At 72.0% G+C, this 21,673-nt stretch carries 20 protein-coding genes and 1 riboswitch; of the genes, 8 read left to right on the top strand and 12 right to left on the bottom strand.

The genetic code is table 11. The features are described from left to right. Positions 1-10: 10 nt before the first annotated feature. The 9 genes from htpX to AB0I45_RS07415 form a co-directional block, all read right to left on the bottom strand. The gene (htpX, locus tag AB0I45_RS07455) at positions 11-925 is read right to left on the bottom strand and encodes a zinc metalloprotease HtpX (RefSeq protein ID WP_247423327.1); all 915 of its coding nucleotides are present in this window, start codon (positions 923-925) and stop codon (positions 11-13) included. Between the two features lie 93 nt (positions 926-1,018). Next, entirely contained in the window at positions 1,019-1,303 is a 285-nt protein-coding gene (locus AB0I45_RS07450) for a hypothetical protein (RefSeq protein ID WP_247423325.1), read from the bottom strand. Next, positions 1,300-2,109: a PspA/IM30 family protein gene (locus tag AB0I45_RS07445; RefSeq protein WP_247423324.1), complete on the bottom strand. Its 810-nt coding sequence runs from the start codon at positions 2,107-2,109 to the stop codon at positions 1,300-1,302. The genes AB0I45_RS07450 and AB0I45_RS07445 overlap by 4 nt, the downstream gene beginning before the upstream one ends. A gap of 197 nt (positions 2,110-2,306) precedes the next feature. Further along, positions 2,307-2,597, bottom strand: a complete 291-nt coding sequence (locus AB0I45_RS07440) for a WXG100 family type VII secretion target (RefSeq protein ID WP_265808387.1) — start codon at positions 2,595-2,597, stop codon at positions 2,307-2,309. A gap of 151 nt (positions 2,598-2,748) precedes the next feature. Beyond that, positions 2,749-4,314 carry a trypsin-like peptidase domain-containing protein gene (locus tag AB0I45_RS07435; protein ID WP_295690376.1) on the bottom strand — a complete coding sequence of 522 codons (1,566 nt, stop codon included), beginning with the start codon at positions 4,312-4,314 and terminating at the stop codon, positions 2,749-2,751. After that, complete coding sequence (locus AB0I45_RS07430) at positions 4,311-5,999, bottom strand: ATP-binding protein (RefSeq protein WP_345029811.1); 1,689 nt, start codon at positions 5,997-5,999, stop codon at positions 4,311-4,313. The genes AB0I45_RS07435 and AB0I45_RS07430 overlap by 4 nt, the downstream gene beginning before the upstream one ends. Before the next feature lie 98 nt (positions 6,000-6,097). Continuing rightward, the gene (locus AB0I45_RS07425; RefSeq protein WP_265808385.1) at positions 6,098-6,859 is read right to left on the bottom strand and encodes a response regulator transcription factor; all 762 of its coding nucleotides are present in this window, start codon (positions 6,857-6,859) and stop codon (positions 6,098-6,100) included. Between the two features lie 102 nt (positions 6,860-6,961). Continuing rightward, positions 6,962-8,701 carry an FMN-binding glutamate synthase family protein gene (locus AB0I45_RS07420; protein WP_345029683.1) on the bottom strand — a complete coding sequence of 580 codons (1,740 nt, stop codon included), beginning with the start codon at positions 8,699-8,701 and terminating at the stop codon, positions 6,962-6,964. A 92-nt stretch (positions 8,702-8,793) separates the two neighbouring features. Beyond that, positions 8,794-9,348, bottom strand: coding sequence for a CGNR zinc finger domain-containing protein (locus AB0I45_RS07415; protein ID WP_247423320.1), 555 nt, complete (start codon positions 9,346-9,348; stop codon positions 8,794-8,796). Positions 9,349-9,528: 180 nt separating this feature from the next. Here AB0I45_RS07415 and AB0I45_RS07410 point away from each other — a divergent pair, with 180 nt between their 5' ends. Next, entirely contained in the window at positions 9,529-10,545 is a 1,017-nt protein-coding gene (locus AB0I45_RS07410; protein ID WP_345029686.1) for an EamA family transporter, read from the top strand. Positions 10,546-10,569: 24 nt separating this feature from the next. On the opposite strand, the gene AB0I45_RS07405 is transcribed toward AB0I45_RS07410, so the two are convergent. After that, a complete protein-coding gene (locus tag AB0I45_RS07405; RefSeq protein ID WP_137318920.1) occupies positions 10,570-12,270 on the bottom strand; it encodes a DNA repair helicase XPB in 1,701 nt (566 codons plus the stop codon). After that, positions 12,267-14,477, bottom strand: coding sequence for a helicase-associated domain-containing protein (locus tag AB0I45_RS07400; protein ID WP_345029689.1), 2,211 nt, complete (start codon positions 14,475-14,477; stop codon positions 12,267-12,269). Before AB0I45_RS07400 ends, AB0I45_RS07405 begins: the two co-directional genes overlap by 4 nt. A 121-nt stretch (positions 14,478-14,598) precedes the next feature. On the opposite strand from AB0I45_RS07400, the gene AB0I45_RS07395 reads away from it, so the two are divergent. The 4 genes from AB0I45_RS07395 to AB0I45_RS07380 all read left to right on the top strand — a co-directional run bounded on the left by AB0I45_RS07395 (position 14,599) and on the right by AB0I45_RS07380 (position 16,792). Continuing rightward, complete coding sequence (locus tag AB0I45_RS07395; RefSeq protein ID WP_345029691.1) at positions 14,599-14,832, top strand: hypothetical protein; 234 nt, start codon at positions 14,599-14,601, stop codon at positions 14,830-14,832. Positions 14,833-14,931: 99 nt separating this feature from the next. Next, a complete protein-coding gene (locus tag AB0I45_RS07390) occupies positions 14,932-15,306 on the top strand; it encodes a cold shock domain-containing protein (protein WP_137318922.1) in 375 nt (124 codons plus the stop codon). Beyond that, positions 15,306-16,277, top strand: coding sequence for a DUF3027 domain-containing protein (locus AB0I45_RS07385; RefSeq protein ID WP_345029694.1), 972 nt, complete (start codon positions 15,306-15,308; stop codon positions 16,275-16,277). The genes AB0I45_RS07390 and AB0I45_RS07385 overlap by 1 nt, the downstream gene beginning before the upstream one ends. Before the next feature lie 17 nt (positions 16,278-16,294). Further along, positions 16,295-16,792: a DUF456 domain-containing protein gene (locus AB0I45_RS07380; RefSeq protein WP_345029697.1), complete on the top strand. Its 498-nt coding sequence runs from the start codon at positions 16,295-16,297 to the stop codon at positions 16,790-16,792. A gap of 183 nt (positions 16,793-16,975) precedes the next feature. Here AB0I45_RS07380 and serC read toward each other — a convergent pair whose 3' ends face one another. Further along, positions 16,976-18,109: a phosphoserine transaminase gene (gene serC, locus AB0I45_RS07375; protein ID WP_345029699.1), complete on the bottom strand. Its 1,134-nt coding sequence runs from the start codon at positions 18,107-18,109 to the stop codon at positions 16,976-16,978. Between the two features lie 97 nt (positions 18,110-18,206). Here serC and pdxH point away from each other — a divergent pair, with 97 nt between their 5' ends. The 3 genes from pdxH (at position 18,207) to AB0I45_RS07360 (ending at position 21,252) form a co-directional block, all read left to right on the top strand. Further along, positions 18,207-18,878 (top strand): pyridoxamine 5'-phosphate oxidase, encoded by a 672-nt coding sequence (gene pdxH, locus AB0I45_RS07370; protein ID WP_345029701.1) that lies wholly within the window; start codon positions 18,207-18,209, stop codon positions 18,876-18,878. 96 nt (positions 18,879-18,974) lie between these two features. Further along, the gene (locus AB0I45_RS07365; RefSeq protein ID WP_345029704.1) at positions 18,975-20,447 is read left to right on the top strand and encodes an aldehyde dehydrogenase family protein; all 1,473 of its coding nucleotides are present in this window, start codon (positions 18,975-18,977) and stop codon (positions 20,445-20,447) included. A 109-nt stretch (positions 20,448-20,556) separates the two neighbouring features. After that, complete coding sequence (locus AB0I45_RS07360; RefSeq protein WP_345029707.1) at positions 20,557-21,252, top strand: iron dependent repressor, metal binding and dimerization domain protein; 696 nt, start codon at positions 20,557-20,559, stop codon at positions 21,250-21,252. A gap of 278 nt (positions 21,253-21,530) precedes the next feature. After that, positions 21,531-21,673: riboswitch (cyclic di-AMP (ydaO/yuaA leader) on the top strand.

The raw sequence follows: 21,673 nt of genomic DNA, 5'->3' as shown, positions 1-21,673 counted from the left end.
GGGACCCCTTTCACATCGGGCGGGAGAGGTCCTCGGAGATCCGCTGGAGCTGGGCGAGGCGCTGCTCCAGGCTGGGGTGCGTGCTCAGCAGCTGCACGACGTCGCGGCCGTTGATCGCCGGGACGAGCGCCAGGTGGTTCGCGCCGGAGGCGGCGCGGAGATCCTGCGCGGGGATCCGGCCCATCTCACCGCTGATCTTCGTCAGTGCCGAGGCGAGCGTCGAGGGGCTGCCGGTGAGGTAGGCGGCCGCACGGTCCGCGGCGAGCTCCCGGTAGCGGGAGAGCACCCGGATGAGGACGAAGCTCAGGGCGTAGACGACGACGCCGACGAGCATCATGGCGAGCTGGATCGGGATGCCGCCGGTGTTCGAGTTTCCCCGGCCGCGCCCGCCGGAGTAGAGGAAGCTGCGCATCATCAGCCCGGCGACCACACCGGTGACCCCGGCGACCGTCATCACCGTGACGTCGCGGTGCGCGACGTGGGAGAGCTCGTGGGCGAGCACCGATTCGACCTCCGCGGGCTCGAGCTGCTCGAGCAGGCCGCGCGTCACGCACACCACGGAGTGCTGGGGCGAGCGCCCGGTGGCGAAGGCGTTGGGCACGGGGGAGTCGGAGTACGCCACCCGCGGCTTCGTCGAGTCGGCGAGCTGGCACAGCCGGTCGACCATGACGTGGAGCTCGGGCGCCTCCTCCGGCGTGACGACGCGCGCCCGCATCGACTTGAGCGCGATCGAGTCGGAGAAGTACCACTGGAAGAAGAAGATCCCGACGCTGATGAGGAGCGCCAGGATCGCCCCGGCCGTGCTCCGCCCCAGGATCCACCAGATCGCGAGGATGAGGACGACGTAGATCAGCCCGTTGAGGAACACGGTGACGCCCATGCGGAACGACAGTCCGCGGTCCTTGATGAATCGCGAGGTGGCCATGGAGACGAGCGGCCTGCTTCCTGTGGTTGCGGTCCGCCCCGGCCGGTGCCGGGGCGGCGGACGGTGGCGCGCAGGGACCCGCGCGCCGCGGGCTCAGGCGGGGTCGGGGAGGAAGCCCTCGCCGGTGAGCAGCCGGCGGATGTCGTCGATCTCGGCATCCGGGTAGGGGATGACGATGTCGGACCCGCCGAGGAAGTCCTCGGAGACCGGCTGCGCGTGGTCGTAGATGTACTGGCGGAGCGTCTCGAGCGCCCGGTGGACGTGGTCGGCATCGCCGGACTCGACGGCCTCCTCGACCTCGGCGTCGTACTTCTGCAGGGTGTCCTGCTCGACGTCGGCGACGTCGAACTGGCCCTCACCCATGATGCGGACGATCACTGCGCACCTCCGCGGCCGTCGACGGTGCCCTCCGCGGTGCCCTGGGCCGGGTCGGCGATCTCCGCGTCCTCGGCCTCGAGGGCGGGACGGCGGGCGCCGCCGCTGCCGCTCGGCAGCGAGTCGCGCATCCGGGCGAGCTCCATCTCCACGTCGTTGTCGCTCGACAGCGCGTCGAGCTGGGCGGAGATGTCGTCCTTCGCGGTGCCGGTCATGTCGTCGAGCGCGCCGGAGGCGATGAGCTCGTCGACGGCGCCGGCGCGGGCCTGGAGCTGGGCGGTCTTGTCCTCGGCGCGCTGGATCGCGAGCCCGACGTCGCCGAACTCCTCGGAGATGCCGGTGAAGGCCTCGCCGATCTTCGTCTGCGCCTCCGCGGCGGTGTACGTCGCCTTGATCGTCTCCTTGCGGGTGCGGAAGGCGTCGACCTTGGCCTGCAGGCGCTGCGAGGCGGTGGTGAGCTTCTGCTCCTCGGCCTGGAGGTTCTGGTGCTGCGTCTGGAGGTCGGCGATCTGCTGGGACAGGCCGGACTTCCGGGTGAGCGCCTCGCGGGCGAGGTCCTCGCGGTTGACCTCGAGGGCCTTCTGCGCCTGCGACTGGAGCTTCGACTGCTGCTGCTCGAGCTGGCCGATCTGGAGCTCGAGGCGCTTGCGGCTCGTCGCCACGTCCGCGACCCCGCGGCGCACCTTCTGCAGGAGCTCGAGCTGCTTCTGGTACGAGTAGTCGAGGGTCTCGTTGGGGTTCTCGGCCTTGTCGAGGGCCGAGTTCGCCTTGGCGCCGAAAATCATGGCGATGCGTTTGAAAATGCTCATGCTCAGGGAGTCTCCTTCGGAGCCGGTCGGAGAGCCGTGGGCGCGGGCCGGGGAACACCGGCGGCCACGACGCTCGGTCGCGCGTGCTGTCCCGGTCCACACTACTGCGTGAGTCTGGAAATTTCCGCCGAGATCCGCGCCGGGCCCGCGCTGCGCGGCACCGGGCGGCGGCGCCCACCGCGCGGGTCTCCCGGCGCTCAGCGCATGAAGAGCCGGGTGTTCGCCTCCTCGACCTCGCTGTACTGCCGGCCGGCGAGCTGGAGCGCCTCCTTGATCGAGGCGAGCGACTCGTGGACGCGGCGCTGCACGGCCTCCCAGTCGTCGACGACCGCGGTGAAGTTCTGTGCGGCGCTGCCGCGCCAGCACTCGTTGAGGGTGCGGAGGTGGTGGAGCAGCTGGTCGACCTCGCCGCCGAGCACGCTCACCGACTCGGATGCGGTGGCGGCGGTGGCGAGGACGCGCTCGGAATCGACTTCGAACAGGGACATCGGGTCCTCCTGGGGTGGCGGGATGGTGCTCCCAGGCTCCGCCGCCGCAGCGCCGCCGCGCCAGGCACGGCCGGGGGCTGTGGACGACTCCGCGTCGTCCACAGCCCCCGGCTCGCACGCGTCGGTGCGCCTGTGACCTCCGGTCCCGGCCTCAGCTCTCGCCGAGCGTCGTCTGCACGTTCGTCTCCGAGCCGCCGCGCACGATGGTGAGGGTGACGGTGTCGCCGACCGCCTGCGCGCGGATGATCGCCTGGAGCGACACGCTCGAATTCACCGGGGTGTCGTTGACCGCGACGATGTGATCGCCCTGCTGGATGCCGGCCTGGTCCGCCGAGGAGCCGCTCTCCACAGCGGAGACGACCGCCGAACCGCGGGAGATCCCGCCGCTCTCGACCTCGCCGGAGGTGATGCTCACGCCGAGGTGCGGGTGCTTGGCCTCGCCGGTGGAGATGAGCTGGTCGGCGATGTTCGTCGCCTGGGAGATCGGGATCGCGAAGCCGATGCCGATCGAGCCGCTCTGCCCGCCGGAGCCCGGCTGCTGCAGGGTCGCCGTCGAGGAATTCACGCCGATGACCTCGCCCTGGCCGTTGACGAGCGGTCCGCCGGAGTTGCCCGGGTTGATCGCGGCGTCGGTCTGGATCGCATTGGTGATCGTCAGCGCGATGTCCTCCTCCGAGGGGTTCTCGCCGATGTTCGAGGTGGTGACCGGGCGGTTGAGCGCGGACACGATGCCCGTGGTCACGGTGTCGGCGAGCCCGAGCGGGTTGCCGAGCGCCATCACCGGGTCGCCCACCTGCATCGCCGAGGAGTCGCCCACCGGCAGCGGGGTGAGGCCCTCGGGCTGCTGGTCGAGCTGGAGGACGGCGATGTCCGTCTCCGGGTCGCGGCCGACGATCGAGGCGCTCACCATCGCGCCGCTGTTCGTCACCACCTGGACCTCGCCGCCGGCGGTGTCCGCGGCGGCGACGACGTGGTTGTTCGTGATGATGTAGCCCTGGTCGCCGTAGACGAACCCGGAGCCCACACCGGACATCTGGCCGTTGACGCCCACCTGGATCGCGACGACGCTCTGCGTGGCCTCAGCGGAGATCGCGGTCCAGTCCGGGGTCTCGATCGTCACCTCCTCCTGCGACTGCCGATCGTTCTGCGCATCGAGGAAGAACGCGGTGCCGACGCCGATCGCTCCGCCGATGAGCGCGGCGACGAGGGTGAGGGCGAGGAGCGGGAGCCAGCCCGGTCCGCGGCGGCCGCGCCCCGGTCCCGAGGCGGGAGCCGGCGACGCCGGGCCGGAGCCGGCCGGTCCGGCGTGTGCTGTGGTGCCGACCGCAGTGCCGGTGGAGGTCGTGCCGGCGGCGGGGGCTCCCGCGGAGCCGTAGCCCGGCCGGGTGCCGCCCTGCTGTTTGTACTGCTGGCCGTATCCCGGCGCCCCGCCCTGCTGTCCGTGGCCCGGCTGTCCGGCCGGTGCGGACTGTCCCGAACCGGGTCGGCCGTAGCCCTGCCGGCCGGGCTGACCCTGCTGACCCGGGGACTCCTGACCCGGGGACTGCTGACTGTAGCCCTGCTGACCCGAGGGCCCGGCAGGAGCAGCGGGAGACCCGAAGGTCGGGCGCTGCGGGTCGGCGTGCCGACCCGGGCCGGAGCCGTACCCGGGGGTGCCCTGTCCGTACCCGGGGTGTCGGGGGTCTCCGGGTCCGGGGCGCTGGGGATCGTCGCTCATGGGTGGTCCTTTCTCATCGGCTCGCTGTCCTCATCGGGGGTGTCCTGCGGGGGGATGGGGAGGTCGACGCGGAACGTCGCACCGCCTCCCGGGGTCGGGTGCACGGAGATCTCTCCGCGGTGGGACTCGACGATCGCCTTGACGATCGACAGGCCCAGGCCGGAGCCGCCGGTGTCGCGGTTGCGCGAGGAGTCGAGGCGGTAGAACCGCTCGAAGATCCGCGGCGCGAGGTCCGGGTCGATGCCCTCGCCGTGGTCGCGCACCTCGAAGCGGACGCGGCCGGCGGGGAACCCGCGGAGGTTCTCGCTCACGCTCACCCCGCCGGTGGCCGACACATCGGGCACGATGGCCTGCTCGCCGGTGCGGGTGCGGGCGCGCTCCTCGGCCCGGGCGGCCTTCTTCTTCTCCGCGCTCTGCTTGCGCTCCTCGCTCGACTCGCGGCGGAAGATCCGCACCGGCCCGGTGACGAAGCCGCGCTCCGGCTTGGACTCCTCGGGCTCGGCGGCGGGCTCGGGCAGGCCGACGACGCCGACGGCGAACTCGATCGCGGTCTGCGGCGGCGTGTGCCGCACGGCGTTGCCGACGAGGTTGACGATGACCTGCCGGAGCTTGGCGTCGGAGCCGATGACCGACGGCACCGGGCGGGCGTCCTCGCCGTCGAGCCCGATGAAGGCGATGTCCCGGTCGGGGTCCTGCGCGGCGGCGTCCGCGGCGGCGTCGCGGACGATTGCCCCGAGGTCCACCGGACCGGTCTCAGTCTGCCGCAGCTCGTCCATCCGGGCGAGCAGCACGAGGTCCTCGACGAGCACCCCCATGCGCTTCGCCTCGGCCTCGATCCGGCTCATCGCCTGGGCGATGTGCTCCGGGTCGGTGACCGCACCCTGCCGGTAGAGCTCGGCGTAGCCGCGGATCGTCACGAGCGGGGTGCGCAGCTCGTGGGATGCGTCGGACACGAACTGGCGGATCCGCTTCTCCGAGCGGGTCTGCCCGTCGAAGGAGTCCTCGATCCGGCCGAGCATGGTGTTGAGCGCCGCGGACAGCCGGCCGAGCTCCGTGCCCGGCGGGTACGTCGACACGCGCTGGCTGAGGTCCCCGGCGGCGATCCGGGAGGCGGTCTCCTCGATCGCCTTGAGCGGGCGGAAGGTGTTGGTGATGGCGAAGTACCCGACCCCGGCGACGAGCGCGAGCGCGAGCAGGCCGATCCCGACCATGGTGTTGCGGGCGCGCTCGCTGATCGCGTCGACCTCGCGGTCGAAGGGCACCGCGATCGCGACGAGGAGGTCGGAGTTGCTCACGGTGAGCGCCCGCACCCGCCACTGGGAGCCGGTGCCGTTGACGGTGAACGGCCGTCCCTGCATCGTCGTGACCGTGTCGGTGTCGATCGTCGGCAGGCGCGGGGTGTTGTCCGGCTCCGGGGCCACCGGTTCGTAGATCCGTTCGCCGTCGGTGGTGTAGAACTGCACGTAGTACGAGCCGGGGAGCAGGTTGCGCAGCGAGTCCTCCGAGGGCGTGGTGGACTCCGGAGTGCGCAGCGGGGAGGGCACGAGCACCTGGTCGGCGGCCTGGATCGCGAGCGCCTCGGAGGCCTGGATGAGCCGCTGGTCGGTGCGCTCGATGAGGCTCGCGCGGAGGTTCTCGAGGACCCAGGCGCTCGTGCCGGACAGCACGAGCACCATGAGGGTCATCATGATCGAGAGGAGCTTGGTCGTGAGCGACCACTCCTCCCAGATGACCGTCCGGTCCCTGCGGCTGTGTCTGACGGGGGTGGAGATGGCTCGGTCGCCTACTTCTGCTCGGGCGTGCGGAGCATGTATCCCACACCGCGCTTGGTCTGGATCATCGGGGTCCACGTGAGCTCGACCGGGTTGCCCGCCTCGTCCGTGGTGGGCGCGGTGTCGATCTTGCGGCGCAGGTAGGAGATGTAGGACTCGACGATGCCCGTGTCGCCGCCGAAGTCGTACTCCCACACGTGGTCGAGGATCTGCGCCTTCGACAGCACGCGGTTCGCGTTGAGCATGAGGTAGCGCAGGAGCTTGAACTCGGTGGGGGAGAGGTCGATGAGGATGCCCCCGCGGCGCACCTCGTGGGTGTCGTCGTCGAGCTCGAGCTCGCCGACCTCGATGACCGCGGTCTCCTCCTCCTCGAGGCTGTGCGTGCGGCGCAGCACCGCGCGGATGCGGGCGACGACCTCCTCGAGGGAGAACGGCTTGGTGACGTAGTCGTCGCCGCCCACCGTGAGGCCGGTGATCTTGTCGGAGGTGTCGTCGCGCGCGGTGAGGAAGACGACCGGGATGTGGCGGCCGGCCTGGCGCAGGCGGCGGGTGACGGTGAAGCCGTCCATGTCCGGCAGCATGACGTCGAGGACGAGGAGATCGGGCTCGGTCTGCTCGGCCAGGCGCAGCGCCTCGGTGCCGTTCGCCGCGGACACCACGTCGAATCCGGCGAAGCGGAGGCTGGTCGAGAGCAGCTCGCGGATGTTGGGCTCGTCGTCGACGACGAGGAGGGTGGCCTCGACGTCCTGGGCTTCATGGTGAGTCGTGTTCATGGTCCGAGTATGCTCCCCGAATCTGGTAGTCGGCTGGATGTCGACTGAGCATGAATGTGATGTGAGTCATATCTAGGACGATGCGCGACCCGGGGGTGGGATTCACGCATGGTAGCTCCCGTCGTCCGGTGAGTCCTGGATGATGTCGCGGCCCTCGATCGGCGATCCGGAGGTCCCGACGGGCGCGTCGTCGAGGCCGACATCGGGGATCCCGTCGCGGTTCCGGTCGGGGGAGTAGCGGGCGCCGCGGAGGCGGGGGTCCGGGCCGAACCGGTCGGCCGAGGCGGCGTTCCAGTCCGCCGCCCAGCCGCGCGGCGGGTCGCTGAGGAGCTCGCCGTGGCGCAGCCAGTTGTAGAGCGTCTGATAGGTCACCACCTCGGTCTGCGAGATGCGGCGGCGCAGCATCCGCAGGTCGAGCTCCTCGGGGCCGGACACCCCGAGCGTGGAGAGCATCTGCTTGGTCTCCTCGATCGTCGCCCGGTGGTAGTTGTAGACCTGCTCGGACTTCGAGGGGACGTCGAGCCCGCGGGCGAGCTTGGGGTCCTGCGTGGCCACGCCCGTGGGGCAGTGGTTGGTGTGGCACTTCTGGGCCTGGATGCAGCCGACGGCCATCATCATCGCGCGCGCCGACATGCAGAAGTCGGCGCCCTGGATGAGCAGCCGCACGATGTCGTGGCCGCTCGCGATCTTGCCGGCCGCGCCGATCCGGATGTGCTCCCGCAGGCCGCAGCCCATGAGCGCGTTGTGGACGATGTGGAGGCCCTCGGCGAGCGGCGTGCCCATGTGGTCCTCATACTCGAGCGGGGCCGCCCCGGTGCCGCCCTCCGCGCCGTCGACGATGATGAAGTCGGGCAGGATGCCGGTGGCGAGCATCGCCTTGCACAGGGCGAGGAAGTCCCGACGCATGCCGACGCAGAGCTTGAAGCCGATCGGCTTGCCGCCGGAGAGCTCGCGCAGCTGCGCGATGAACTCCATCATCTCCGTCGGGGTGCCGAACGCCGAGTGCCCGGGCGGGGAGATGCAGTCCATGCCCACGGGCACACCGCGCGCCTCGGCGATCTCCGGGGTGACCTTGTCCCCGGGCAGCACCCCGCCGAGGCCGGGCTTGGCGCCCTGCGAGAGCTTGATGGAGACGGCCCTGACCTCGTCGAGCCGGGCCTTGGCGGCGAACTCCTCGGGGGAGAAGTTCCCGTCCGCGTCGCGGCAGCCGAAATAGCCGCTGCCGAACTCCCACAGGAGATCGGTGCCCGCGCCGAGGTGGTATTTCGTCAGGCCGCCCTCCCCGGTGTCGTGGAGGAAGCCGCCCTTGGCCGCACCCCGGTTCATCGCGAGCACGGCGTTCTTCGACAGGGAGCCGAAGCTCATCGCGGAGATGTTCAGCAGCGAGGCGTCGTAGGGCAGGGTGCACTGGGGACCGCCGAGGCGCACGCGATGCTCGCCCTCGGGGATCCGGCCGGGCTGGACCGAGTGGACGAGGTACTCGTATCCCGGGGAGCGCACCTCGAGCTCGGTGCCGAAGGACTTGACCGAGTGGGTGCCGGCGGCGCGCTCGTAGACGAGGAGCCGGACATCGCGGTCGAAGGGCTTGCCGTCGTAGTTCCGCTCGACGAAGTACTGCTGGATCATCGGCCGGATCGTCTCCATGAGGTACCGGCCGCGGCCGATCACCGGGAAGTTCCGCAGGATCGCGCGCTCGCGCTGGGTGATGTCGATGATGCCGAGGACGAGGAGGAGGATCGCGGGGCCGGCGAGCAGCCACCACCAGGCGGAGACGACCACCGCCAGCAGGACGGAGGCGGCGACCAGGGCGAGGAGTGCGACGAACACGGCGATGGCGACCATGGGACCAGCCTACGCCGGTGCTCCGGCGCGGTCACCGGGCCGGGTCCGCGCCGGTGCCGACCGTGCGGCACAAGGCGCCCTGCCCGTCCGGTTCAACCGGCCTCGGCGGCCTCCTGCCGTCTGCGGTAGGCCGCGACGTGGGCCCGGTTGCCGCAGTTGCCGACGTCGCAGTACCGCTTCGAGCGGTTGCGGGAGAAGTCGACGAACACTGCGTCGCAGTCCTCGGCGGCGCAGTGCTGGAGGCGGGAGAGCTCCCCGTCGCGGACGACGTCGACGAGCACGAGAGCGATGTCGATCGCGATCCGGTCGGCGAGCGGCGCGGTCTGCGCCACCGCGTGGAGGTGCCAGCCCCAGTCGTCGTGGTCGACGAGCTGGGGGAGCGCATTGCATCGCAGCAGGGTGGCGTTGACGAGGGCGACGACCGATTCGACGGAGTCCGCGCCGAACACCGTGGCGAACTCCGAGCGGACCGCGTGCACCCGCTCGAGTTCCGTCGCGGTCCCGGTGAGCGGGCCGGAGAAGCCGTGGGTGCGCACGAATTCGGTGAGCGATGCGGGGTCGGGGAGGTCCTCGACGTCCCGGCGGCCGCTGTTGACCAGGTCGACGAGCATGAGCAGGTTGGAGCGCGCCTCGTAGGTGAAGGTCATGGTCGGACCAGTCTACCGGGCGGGCCTTCCCGGGCGCAGCAGATGTCAGGCGCATCACGCATTTGACTCATGAGCCAGGGATCGTGTCTACTGAGATCCGGCGGGGCTCTGTCATGAGTCAAATGTCGAACACTCGTGAGTGATGCAGATCACTCCCCATCATCCCGTGAGGAGGACACCATGAAGCAGCAGGTCGCGCTGGGTCTCGCCCTGACCCTCCTGTCGTCGTTCCTGTTCGCCGCATCCGGCCCCGTGGCCAAGGCGATGTACGCGGTCGGCTGGACGCCCGGCGCGGTGGTGCTCCTCCGCCTGCTCGGCTGCGCGATCGTGCTCGCCGTTCCCACCGTCGTCGCGATGCGCGGACGCTGGGGCGCGGTGCGCGCGCACTGGCGCATCGTCGTCGTCTACGGCGTCGTCGCGATCGTCGGCGTGCAGCTCCTCTACTTCCTCGCCGTCGAGCACCTCACCGTGGCCGTCGCGCTGCTGCTCGAGATGACCGCACCGCTGATGATCGTGTTCTGGGTGTGGATGCGCACCGGCAGCCGCCCGGCACCGGCGACCTTCGCCGGCATGGTCACCGCGATGCTCGGGCTCGTGCTCATCCTCGACCCGCGCGGGGCCGAGCTCCACCTCGGCGCGGTGCTCCTGGCGCTCGGCGCCGCGGTGTGCCTGTGCGCCTACTTCCTCATCGGGGCGAAGGCCGACATCGACATCCCGCCCGTCGCCCTGACCGGGCTCGGCATGGGTGTGGGTGCCGGTGTCATGCTCGCGCTGTGGCCCACGGGGATCCTCGAGTACTCCTTCACCTCCGTCCCGGTCGACCTCGGCGGGGCCGAGGTGCCGTGGTGGGTCGCTGTGGGGCTGCTCGCGGCCGCGACCGCCGGGGCCTACCTCACCGGCGTCATGGGCCTGCGGATGATCGGGGCGACCGTGTCGAGCTTCGTCAACCTCACCGAGGTGCCGTTCTCCGTGCTCGTCGCCTGGCTCGTGCTCTCCGAGCTGCCCGGCTACGTGCAGCTCGTCGGCGGCGTGTTCATCATCGCCGGCGTCGTATTCATCAAGCTCGGGGAGTCCCGCGCCCCCGTCCGCGAGGTCGTGGTCGACGAGGTCACCGCGGCCGAGGACGCGAGCTCCGGGGCGGGCCCCCGTGCCGCCGGGGATGCCGCGAGCCCGGAGCTCCGGGCCGTCGACGGCTGAGCTGCCGGCTGACCGGCGGGAGGCTCAGTCCTCGAACGGGTGGTTGTGGATCGTGTACGCGTAGCCCTGCTCGGTGAGGAACCGGCGACGGTGCGCGGCGAACTGCTCGTCGACGGTGTCCGCGGCGACGACCGTGTAGAAGGTCGCCGGCTCCGCGTGCGCCTTGGGGCGCAGGATCCGGCCCAGGCGCTGCGCCTCCTCCTGCCGGGAGCCGAAGGCGCCGGACACCTGGATCGCGACGGACGCCTCGGGCAGGTCGACGGAGAAGTTCGCGACCTTCGACACGACGAGCACGCGCACCTCCCCGGACCGGAAGGCATCGAACAGGCGGGTGCGCTCGCTCACCGGGGTCTGCCCGGTGAGGACGGGCGCGCCGAGCGCGGCCCCGAGCTCCTCGAGCTGGTCGAGGTACTGCCCGATGACGAGCACCTGGGCGCTCGGATGCGCGGCGACGAGGTCCTCGACCACAGGCACCTTCGCATCCGAGCAGGCGGCGAGCCGGTAGCGGTCCTCGCCGTCGGCCCGGGCGTAGGCGATCCGGGTGCCGGAATCCAGGCGCACCCGCACCTCGTGGCAGGTCGCCTGGGCGATGTAGCCGGCCTTCTCGATCTCCTTCCACGGCGTCTCGAACTGCTTGGGGCCGATGAGGGAGAACACCTCCTCCTCGCGCCCGTCCTCGCGCACGAGCGTCGCGGTGAGGCCCAGGCGGCGGCGCGCCTGCAGACTCGCGGTGAGGCGGAACACCGGAGCAGGCAGCAGGTGGACCTCGTCGTAGACGACGAGCCCCCAGTCGCGCGCATCGAGCAGCTCGAGGTGGAGGTAGGAGCCCTTCCGGCGGGTGGTGAGGACCTGGTAGGTCGCGATCGTCACCGGCCGGATCTCCTTGACGGTGCCCGAGTACTCGCCGATCTCCTCGGCGGTGAGCGAGGTGCGGCGCAGCAGCTCGGCCTTCCACTGCTGGGCGGACACCGAGTTCGTCACGAGGATGAGTGTGGTCGTGCCGACGGCGGCCATCGTCGCCGCGCCGACCACGGTCTTGCCCGCCCCGCACGGCAGCACGACGACGCCGGATTCCCCGGTGAGGAAGGAGTCGACCGCCCGCTGCTGGTAGTCGCGCAGGTGCCAGTGCGCCGGACTCCCCGGCCCGGACCCATCGTCGTCGGCCGCCTCGGCCTCCGGGTCCGGCTCCGGGGCGTCGGCGGTGAGGGCGATGCTGTGGGCCTCGCCGTCGACGTAGCCGGCGTGGTCGGCCACCGGGTGGCCGAGCTTGAGCAGGCGGTGCTTGAGCTCGCCGCGCTCGGAGGGGTGGACGGCGACGGTGCCCGCATCGATCCGGGCACCGAGGATGCCGGCCAGCTCCGGCTGCCCGACGAGATCGTCGAGGAGCTCGGGGCGGGCGCTCGTGAGGACGAGCCCGTGGACGGGCGAGGTGACGAGGGTGAGGACGCCGAACCGGTCCATGATGTCGACGATGTCGAGGAGCACCTCGTGCGGCACCGGGTGCCCGGCGAACTCGAGCAGGGTGTCGACGACGGATTCCGCGTCGTGGCCGCTGGCGCGCGCGTTCCACAGCCCGAGCGGGGTGATCGTGTAGGTGTGGACGTGCTCCGGGGTGCGGGCGAGCTGTGCGAAGGGCGCGATCGCGACGGCCGCCTCGGCGGCGTCCGGATGGGCGGCCTCGAGGAGGATCGTCCGGTCCGACTGGACGATGAGCGGGCCGCTCATGCCGGCCCCGCCTCGGCCGCCGGTCCGCCGTCCGGCTCCCCGGCAGGGGGATCGAGCGGAGCCGCCGCTGCGATCCGGGACACCGCGAGGGCGATCTCGGTAGCGCGCCCGCCGGCCTGGCGCACTCCGCGCACGCGGCCGCCGGTGATCTGCGTGGGGCGCAGTGCGAGGCGTCGGCGCGCCCCGTCGGCGCCGACGACGGTGACCTCGACGGCGCGGCCGGCGGCCTGCGCCTCCCGCAGCACGTCGAGCACGCTGAGCGGGGACGCGCCCGCCTGCACCGGAGCCGCAGCGGTGCGGCCGCGCAGCAGGCCGGCGATGAAGGCGGGACGCTCGTCCGCGGGGATCCGCAGCGAGCTGCGGGCCACGGCGCCGGAGTGCCGGCGGCGGACCGCGCGCGGCCGGGGGCCCGCCCCGGCGCTGTGCGAGCCGATCGGCTGCCCGGTCGCCTCGAGGAGCGTGGTGAGCCGGTCCTGCGAGACCTTCGCGAGCGCCACGGTGGGGGCGATGCGCTCGAGGCCGGCGCCGGCGAGCAGCGGGTCGGCGAGCAGCGGGTCGAGGTCGTCGGGCCGGTCGACGACGACGACGGCGCGGGCCGGGGCGACCTGCACCCGGTGGAGCTTCGCGGCGGCCTCCTCGACGAGGAAGCGCAGCGGCTGCGGGACGCCGGTCGAGGACACCTGCTCGATGAACGCGAGGACGTCCGCGGCGGAGCGTCCCTGCTGGAGCGCGCGGGACACCGAATCGGCGGTGAACCGGTAGACGGTCCCCTGCCCGCGCGCCTCGATCAGCGCGATGTCGTCGAGCTGCGCGTGGAGGCGCGGCGCCACCGGCCCGGCGGCGACGGCGGTGAGATCGGACTGGACGAGCACGGTGGTCTGCAGCTCCGGGAGCGCGGCGTCCACCCGGGCAGGCAGCTCCGACCCGAGCTCGACGAGCGCCGGATCGTAGCCGGCCGGCGTCGCGGCGGCGCGCATCGCAGTCACGAGCGCACGTGCGGCGAGCCGTCCGAATCCCGTGAGCCCGTAGGCGTGCGGGGCGGTGAGCGGGGAGCACACGAGTCCGAACGCCTGCGCCTCGCGGAGCACCTGGGCCAGCGTTCCGGGGCTCAGTGCGGCGGCGAGCGGCCGCTCCCAGCGCAGCTGTGCGAGCAGGGCGTCGACGGGGATCGCCCAGGCGTCGCTGTCCTCGGCATCTGCGCCGCCGGTCATCGCACCGGCGTCCGCCGCGCCGTCTGCGGGAGCGGCCGCGAGGAGCGCGGCGAGCACGAGGTGCTTGAGGAGGGGGAGCTGGGGGAGCGCGGACGGGAAGCCCGCGTAGGGGTTGAGGCGGCCGTGCCCGGCGGCCGAGGACAGGGCGTGGACGCGCTCGCCGCGCCCAGTCCGGCCGGCGAGCACGTGGGTGGTGTCGACGGTGCCGGTGAGCCAGGTGGTGAGCAGCCGCGCGTGCGCCTCGGCGCCGGGCAGCGCGAGGAACTCGTCGTAGTGCGCCGTCGGCAGCCACTGCGGATCGACGTCGGAGCCGCCCACCCCCAGCAGGTCGGAGGCTCCGGCGAGCTCGAGGAGGAACACCGCATGCTCGGGCTCGAGGCGCGCGGCCCGGGCGCGGAGCTGGACGTCGCGCTTGCCCACCCCGCCGCTCGTGAGCTGGGAGGGCGGGTCGTCGTCGACGGCGTCGAGGAGGGAGAGCACCTCGGACAGCAGGCCCGAGGCGGCCGCGGCCTGCGCATTGGAGACGAGGGCGGCCGGGATCCGCACCGGTTCCACCGGGACCGGGCGCTGCGCGGTGAGCCAGTCGATGTCCTGGGCGCGGTCCGCCGCGGAGGTCGGCAGCAGGCCGACCGTCTCCGCATGGACCCGCAGGAGCGGGGCGGACAGGGGGTCCGCGATGTGCTCGGCCTGGGCCGGCCAGACGAGGCCGAGTGCGAGCAGCCGGGTGAGCACCCCGGGCGCGGCGGCGAGGGTGGACGCGGGGACCGCGGGATCGACGCGGGCTGCCACGGCCGCGCGGTGGACGGCGCGCAGCTGCTCGGTGTCGAGCGATTCGATGGCGGCGGCGACGGCCGCCCGGGTCGCGGCCCGCGCAGCCAGGGCCGCGGCGTCGGGGGTGTCGCTGCGGAGGAGGTCCGGCCGGGCCTCGCACACGGCGAGGAACCAGGAGTCCTCGGCGCGGGAGAGCCAGGAGGCGAAGGAGATGAGCTGAGGCATCCGCTCCAGTGTAGTCCGGCTACAATGGTGGAGCCTGCGGGATCGGGGCCACCGTGCCCTCGACCGCACCGACGACATGATCCACGACCAGACCCACGACCGCACGGAGGAGGTACGGCACATGGCAGTCGAACCCACCGCGGAGACCGGCCGCGCCGATGCGATCATCGTCGTGACCGCGGTGGCGCTCAGCCTCGTCGGACTCGTCGCGCTCGCCCTCGTCGTCATCGTCGGGGTCTCGGGCGGAACGCCGTCCGGTGCCCTGACCTGGATCGGAATGATCACGATCCCCGTGGCGTTCCTCCTCCTGCTCGTGGAGTTTTCCCGCGCCATCGCACGCCGCCGCCGGGCCTGAGCTGCGCTGCCCGCACCCGGCGCCCCGCCGCCCGGCACCGCCGCTGCGCCGCTCCCCGGGCACCACCACTGCACACATCACTTCCCGCGAAAGGACATCATGCCGACCGGACGAGTCAAATGGTTCGACGCCGACAAGGGATTCGGCTTCGTCACCGCCGACGACGGGGAACAGGTGTTCCTCCATTCGACCGCGCTGCCCGACGGCGCCGAGATCAAGCAGGGCACCCGCCTCGACTTCGACATGATCGACGGCCGCAAGGGCAAGCAGGTGCTCAAGGCCCGGCTCATCGAGCCCCCGGTCGCCAAGCGCGCCCGCCGCGACCCGGACAAGACGGCGATGATGATCGAGGACGTCATCCGGCTCCTCGACGACACCTCGAACGGCCTGCGCAGGGGCCGTTATCCCGACAGCGGGCATTCGCATAAGGTGGCAGAAGTACTGCGTGCCATCGCCGACGACCTGGAGGGCTGATGTCGGAACTCTTCTCCCGCTGGCTGCACGACGTGGAACCGGCACCCGCCGCCGGGTCCGCTCCTGCCCACGCCGCCGCCGCGGATCGCCCGACCGCCCGTCGCGCCGCCCGGCCGAGCCCGGACGCGCTCCTCCTCGAGGCCGTCGACGCCGCCCGCCGCGCGATCGCCGAGGTCGCCGACCCGAACCACATCGGCGCCCACCTGGGCGCGGTGATGGAGGGGCAGCGGCTGGCCACCCATTCCTTCGCCTGCACCGCGAAGGCCTACCGCGGCTGGCACTGGGTCGCCGTGCTCGCCCGCGCCCCGCGCTCGAAGACCATCACCGTGTGCGAGACCGCGCTGCTGCCCGGCGATGACGCGCTCGTCGCGCCCCGCTGGCTGCCGTGGGAGGACCGCCTGCAGCCGGGCGACCTGAGCGCCCGCGACACCCTGCCCAAGGTCGACGACGATCCCAACCTCGAGGCCGGCTTCGAACAGGTGCCGCTCGCCGAGGACGAGGACGACGCCGTCGACCAGCTGCCGATCTTCGAGCTCGGGCTCGGCCGCCGCCGCGTGCTCTCCGCCCAGGGGATCTCCCACGCCGCGGAGCGCTGGCACGACTCGGAGGCCGGACCGGACGGCGAGTTCGCCAAGCGCGCCTCGGCCCAGTGCGTCACCTGCGGCTACCTGCTGCCGATGGCCGGCAGCCTGCGCACCCAGTTCGGGGTGTGCGCCAACCAGTGGTCGCCGTTCGACGGGCGCGTCGTCGCGCTCGACGCCGGTTGCGGTGCGCACTCCGAGACCGACGTCGAGCGGCAGGCCCCGGAGACCGCGCAGCCCGTCATCGACGACCTCCACGACACCGTCGACGTGTCGGCCGGCGAGGCGTCTGCTGCTGAGGCGTCTGCCGCTGAGGAGGCACCCGCGGCCGAGGCGCCGGCTGCCGATGCACCCGTTACCGAGGTGTCGACGAGCGGCGCCTCGGGCTGAGCGCCGCGATGGATACGATGACGCTCGACATCGTCACCACGGTGCTCGCCGGGGCGGCGATCCTCGTCGGCTGCGTGGGGATCGTCGTCCCCGTGCTCCCCGGCTCGATCCTCATCGGCATCGCCGCGCTGATCTGGGCGCTCGTCCTAGGCTCGGCCCCGGTGTGGACGGCCTTCGCGGTCATCGCCGTGCTCGTCGCGCTCGGCATGAGCGCCTCGCTCATCCTCACCGGCCGGCGTCTCAAGGCCGAGCAGGTGCCGAACTCCTCGCTCCTCATCGGCGGGCTGCTCGCGATCGTGGGCTTCTTCGTCATCCCCGTCGTCGGGCTGCTCGTCGGCTTCGTCGCCGGCCTCTACCTCGCCGAGTACCTGCGCCGCCGCGACGCGCGCGCCGCCTGGGACTCGAGCTGGACGGCGATCAAGGCCGCCGGGATCGGGATCGCCGTCGAGTTCAGCTGCGCGGCCGTGGCCGCCGGCGCCTTCGCCGTCGCGACCGTCATCCACTTCTTCGTCTGAGGCGGCCGTCCCGCTGAGACGGCCGTGCCGCCGCGGGCCGTCCCGCCGCGGATGCAGCTGTTCCTGCGGATGACGACCGATTCGAGGCGCGGGCGCCCCGGATCGGCGCAGAACCAGCTGCTCCCGTGAGAAGCACTCGCAGCGACCGCCCGAGGCGGCTCGGTGCGGACGAGGTGCCCGGGGTCAGTTCCCCAGCGCGGAGAGCACGTAGTCGATGCAGCCGAGGAGCGCGGTGACGTCCTCGGGCTCGACCGACACGAAGGTCGCGATCCGCAGCTGGTTGCGGCCGAGCTTGCGGTAGGGCTCGACGTCGACGACGCCGTTGGCCCGGAGGATCTTCGCGATCGCCGCGGCGTCGATGTCCTCGGCGAAGTCGATCGTGCACACGACGTTCGAGCGGTCGGCGGGATCGGCGACGAACGGGGTCGTCGCCGGATTCTCCTCCGCCCAGGCGTACACGGCCGCGGCGGCCCGCGCGGTGCGCTCGGCGGCCCAGGCGAGCCCGCCGTTGCCGTTGATCCACTCGATCTGCTCGGCGAGCAGCGACAGCGTGGCCACTGCCGGGGTGTTGTACGTCTGGTTCTTCGCCGAGTTCTCGATCGCGGTGACGAGGTCGAGCGAGGCCGGGATCCAGCGTCCGGAGTCCTTGATCTCGTGCGCGCGGGCGATCGCGCGCGGGGACATGATCGCCAGCCACAGGCCGCCGTCGGATCCCATGTTCTTCTGCGGGGCGAAGTAGTAGACGTCGGTCTCGCGAATGTCGACGGCCAGTCCGCCGGCGGCGGACGTCGCATCGACGACGACGAGGGCGTCCTCGGCGATGCCGGCCGGCCGCGTGATCGTCGTCGCGACTCCGGTCGAGGTCTCGTTGTGCGGCCAGGCGTAGACGTCCGCGCCCTCGACCGCGGTGGGCACGGCCCCGGTGCCGGGGGCGGCCTCGGTGATGACCGAGTCCTCGAGGAAGGGTGCGGTCCGGGTGGCCTCGGCGAACTTCGCGCCGAACTCCCCGAAGGTCGCGTGTGCGGCACGCGAGCGCACGAGCGAGAACGCGGCGACGTCCCAGAACACCGTCGAGCCGCCGTTGCCGAGCACCACCTCGTAGCCGCTGGGCAGGTCGAACAGCTCGGTCAGCCCGGTGCGGATCCGGGCGACGAGGCTCTTCACCGGCGGCTGCCGGTGGGAGGTCCCCATGACCGTGGTGCCGAGCGCCTGCAGGGCGGTCATCTGGGCGGGGCGGATGCGGGCCGGGCCGGAGCCGAACCGGCCGTCGGCGGGCAGGAGTTCGGACGGGATCTTCACGGTCTGCTCTGCGTTCATCACACCGGGATCCTACCGCGGCGCCGTACGCGCGAGCGCCTCGGCCCACCGCGCGGACACCCTGGGCACCCGCGTCCCCGCGCAGTAGTGTGGATCCATGACCGATGACCGTTCGCCGCTGTCCCGGCTGTCCGACCAGCGCGTGGAGTACGGTGCCCGCGGCGAGGTCGCCGCCGGGACCGACCCATTCACCTTCTTCTCCCAGTGGTACGCCGAGGCGCAGGCCGAGATCCGCGAACCCAACGCGATGCTCCTGGCCACCGCCTCCGACTCCGGTCCGGATGCCCGGATCGTCCTCCTCAAGGGCGTCGATCCCGCTGGCTTCACCTTCTTCACGAACTACACCTCGGCCAAGGGCCTCCAGATCGCCGCCGACGCGCGGGTCGCCCTCGTCCTGCCCTGGCACGACATGCACCGGCAGGTGCGGGTGCAGGGGATCGCGACACGCACCTCGGCGGCGGTGTCCGACGAGTACTTCGCCGCCCGCCCGCGCGGCGCCCAGGTGGGGGCGCGGGCCTCCCACCAGTCGCAGCCCGTGGACTCCCGGGCGGCGATGCACGCCGCGTTCGACCGGGTCGAGGCCGAGTTCGCCGACGCCGAGGTGCCGCGCCCCGAGCAGTGGGGCGGCTACACCGTCGCCCCCCACCGGATCGAGTTCTGGCAGGGGCAGGCGAACCGGTTCCACGACCGATTCGTCTACGAGTCCGCCGACCGCCCGGCCGCGCTCGACGACGCCGCTGCCTGGACCGTCGCCCGCCTCGACCCCTGAGCGCACCCCGCGGCGGGGCAGCGTGCCGACGGGCGCGCCTCGCCTCGTCCGCACCCCACCTCGACCACACCCATCGCACAGAGAAGGAATCCCACGATGACCGACACCACCATCGCACCCGCCTACGGCCCCGAGGCACAGTTCGACAACTGGATCGGCGGCCGGTGGGTCGGCAGCGAGGACCGCAGCGCGAACGTCAACCCCTCCGACACCTCCGACGTGCTCGGCCGCTTCGCCCGCGCCGACGCCGCGACCGTCGAGCAGGCGATCACCGCCGCCCGCGCAGCCCTGCCGGCCTGGTCGCTGGGGAACGTGCAGCAGCGCTTCGACATCCTCGACACCGCCGGCACCGCGATCAAGGAGCGCGCGGCGGAGCTCGGCGAGCTGCTCGCCCGCGAGGAGGGCAAGCAGGTGTCCGAGGCCACCGCCGAGGTCATGCGCGCTGCCCAGATCTTCAAGTTCTTCGCCGGGGAGACCCTGCGCAACACCGGCGAGCTCGTCGAGTCCGTGCGCCCCGGCCTCACCGTCGAGATGACCCATGAGCCGGCGGGCGTCGTCGGCGTCGTCACCCCGTGGAATTTCCCGATCGCGATCCCCGCCTGGAAGATCGCCCCGTCGCTCGCCTACGGCAACACCGTCGTGTTCAAGCCCGCCGAGCTCGTCCCGGCGAGCGCCCACGAGCTCGTGCGGATCCTCATCGACGCCGGCCTCCCCGACGGCGTGCTCAACCTCGTCATGGGGCCCGGCCGGGTCGTCGGCGACGCGATCTCCGGCTCGTCCGAGGTCGACGCGGTGACCTTCACCGGCTCGGTCGGCGTGGGTGCCGGCGTCATCGCGAACGCCGCGGCCGCCGGCTCCAAGGTGCAGTGCGAGATGGGCGGGAAGAACCCGCTCATCGTGCTCGGCGACGCGGACCTCGACGCCGCGGTCGAGGCGGCCGTCAACGGGGCCTTCTTCTCCACCGGCCAGCGCTGCACCGCCTCGAGCCGCCTCATCGTCACCTCCGACATCCACGACGAGTTCGTCGCCCGGGTGAAGGAGCGGATCGACGGATTCGTCGTCGGCGACGCGCGGGATGCGAACACGACGATGGGACCGGTCGTGTCCCGGTCGCAGTTCGACCAGGACCGCAAGTACCTCGAGATCGCCGCCGACGAGGGCGGGACCGTGCACGGCGGCGCGGTCGTCGACACCGGCACGGAGGGCTACTTCCTCGCCCCGGCCCTCGTCACCGGCACCACCGAGGAGATGACGATCAATCGCGAGGAGGTGTTCGGCCCCGTCGCCTCGGTCATCGAGGTCGCCGACTACGACGAGGCCCTCGCCGTGGCGAACCGGACCTCGTTCGGGCTGTCCTCGGGCATCTTCACCACCTCGCTCAAGCATGCCGCGCACTTCAAGCGGCATTCCAACGCCGGCATGGTCATGGTCAACGCCCCCACCGCAGGAGTCGACTACCACACCTCGTTCGGCGGCCGGAAGGGCTCGAGCTACGGCCCGCGCGAGCAGGGGCGGGCGGCGCGGGAGTTCTACACCGTCCACAAGACCGCCTACATCAACGCCGGCTGAGGCCGGCTGTCGGCCCGTTGCACGGCCGTCCGCCCACCGGCGGACGGCTGTGCCGCATCTCCGTGCCGGGCTAGACTGACCCGGTGAGCACAGAGGAGTGGAACCGCCCGTGAACGACCTCATCGACACCACCGAGATGTACCTCAAGGCCATCGTGGAGCTGGAGGAGCAGGGGATCGTCCCGCTGCGCGCCCGGATCGCCGAGCGCCTGGACCATTCAGGGCCCACCGTGTCGCAGACGGTGGCCCGGATGGAGCGCGACGGCCTGCTCGTCGTCGACGCCGACCGCCACCTCGAGCTCACCGCCACCGGCCGGGAGCTCGCGACCTCGGTCATGCGCAAGCACCGCCTCGCCGAACGGCTGCTCGCCGATGTCATCGGGCTCGACTGGGAGCTCGTCCACGACGAGGCCTGCCGCTGGGAGCACGTGATGAGCGAGCAGGTCGAGCGCCGGCTCGTGCGGATGCTCCCCGAGCACGGCACGAGCCCCTACGGCAACCCGATCCCCGGTCTCGACGCGATCGGCGCGGAGGCCGCGCCTGCCGCCCCTGTCGTCCCCCTGACCGAGGCCTGCCCCGCCCAGGGCCGGGCCGAGGTGCGGGTCGAGTGGCTCGCCGAGCCGCTCCAGGTCGACGCCCACCTCCTCGTCCAGCTGCGCGAGACCGGGATCCTGCCCGGGGTCACCGTGACGGCGGAACCCGCCGGGGAGTACATCACGCTGCGCGCCCCGGACGCCGCGACCGTGCTCGACCTGCCGCTCGAGACCGCCGCGAACGTCTTCGTCCGCCCCCTCGACGGCGAATGATCCCTCTGCTCCCGCGCCCGTGACGCGGGTGCCGCGGCGTCGTGAGCGTCACATTCCGGTTACGGGCTGCCCCCTGGATCACGGACTCGCAGGCTTTCGTTACAGAGATTTTTCGACCACGAAGACCATGTGACCTGGGCGTTCGTTCCCGTCCCGACACTTTTGTCACGAAACCTGTGATCCAAATGTGACATTGCGGTCCGGCATCGGTTACGGTTGAGCGGTCGGGTTCCACCGAACCCGGCCCCAGGCGGGCAACCGAGTGCCGCTCCCGCCTGCGGAGACCAGGACCTGAAGCGGCAACGGGGGAACCACCACTCGTCCCGGACACCGGGACTCGGGGCCAAGTTCACTCATGAGTGACCGAGCAACTCCAGCTCGAGCCCGACAGCTCACCTCGTAGGTTTCGTGGAGGACACAC

The sequence above is a fragment of the Brevibacterium sp. NPDC049920 genome (genome assembly GCF_040656435.1).
GTDB classification, from domain to species: domain Bacteria; phylum Actinomycetota; class Actinomycetes; order Actinomycetales; family Brevibacteriaceae; genus Brevibacterium; species Brevibacterium pityocampae.
This window is presented reverse-complemented; position numbering and strand designations above follow the sequence as displayed.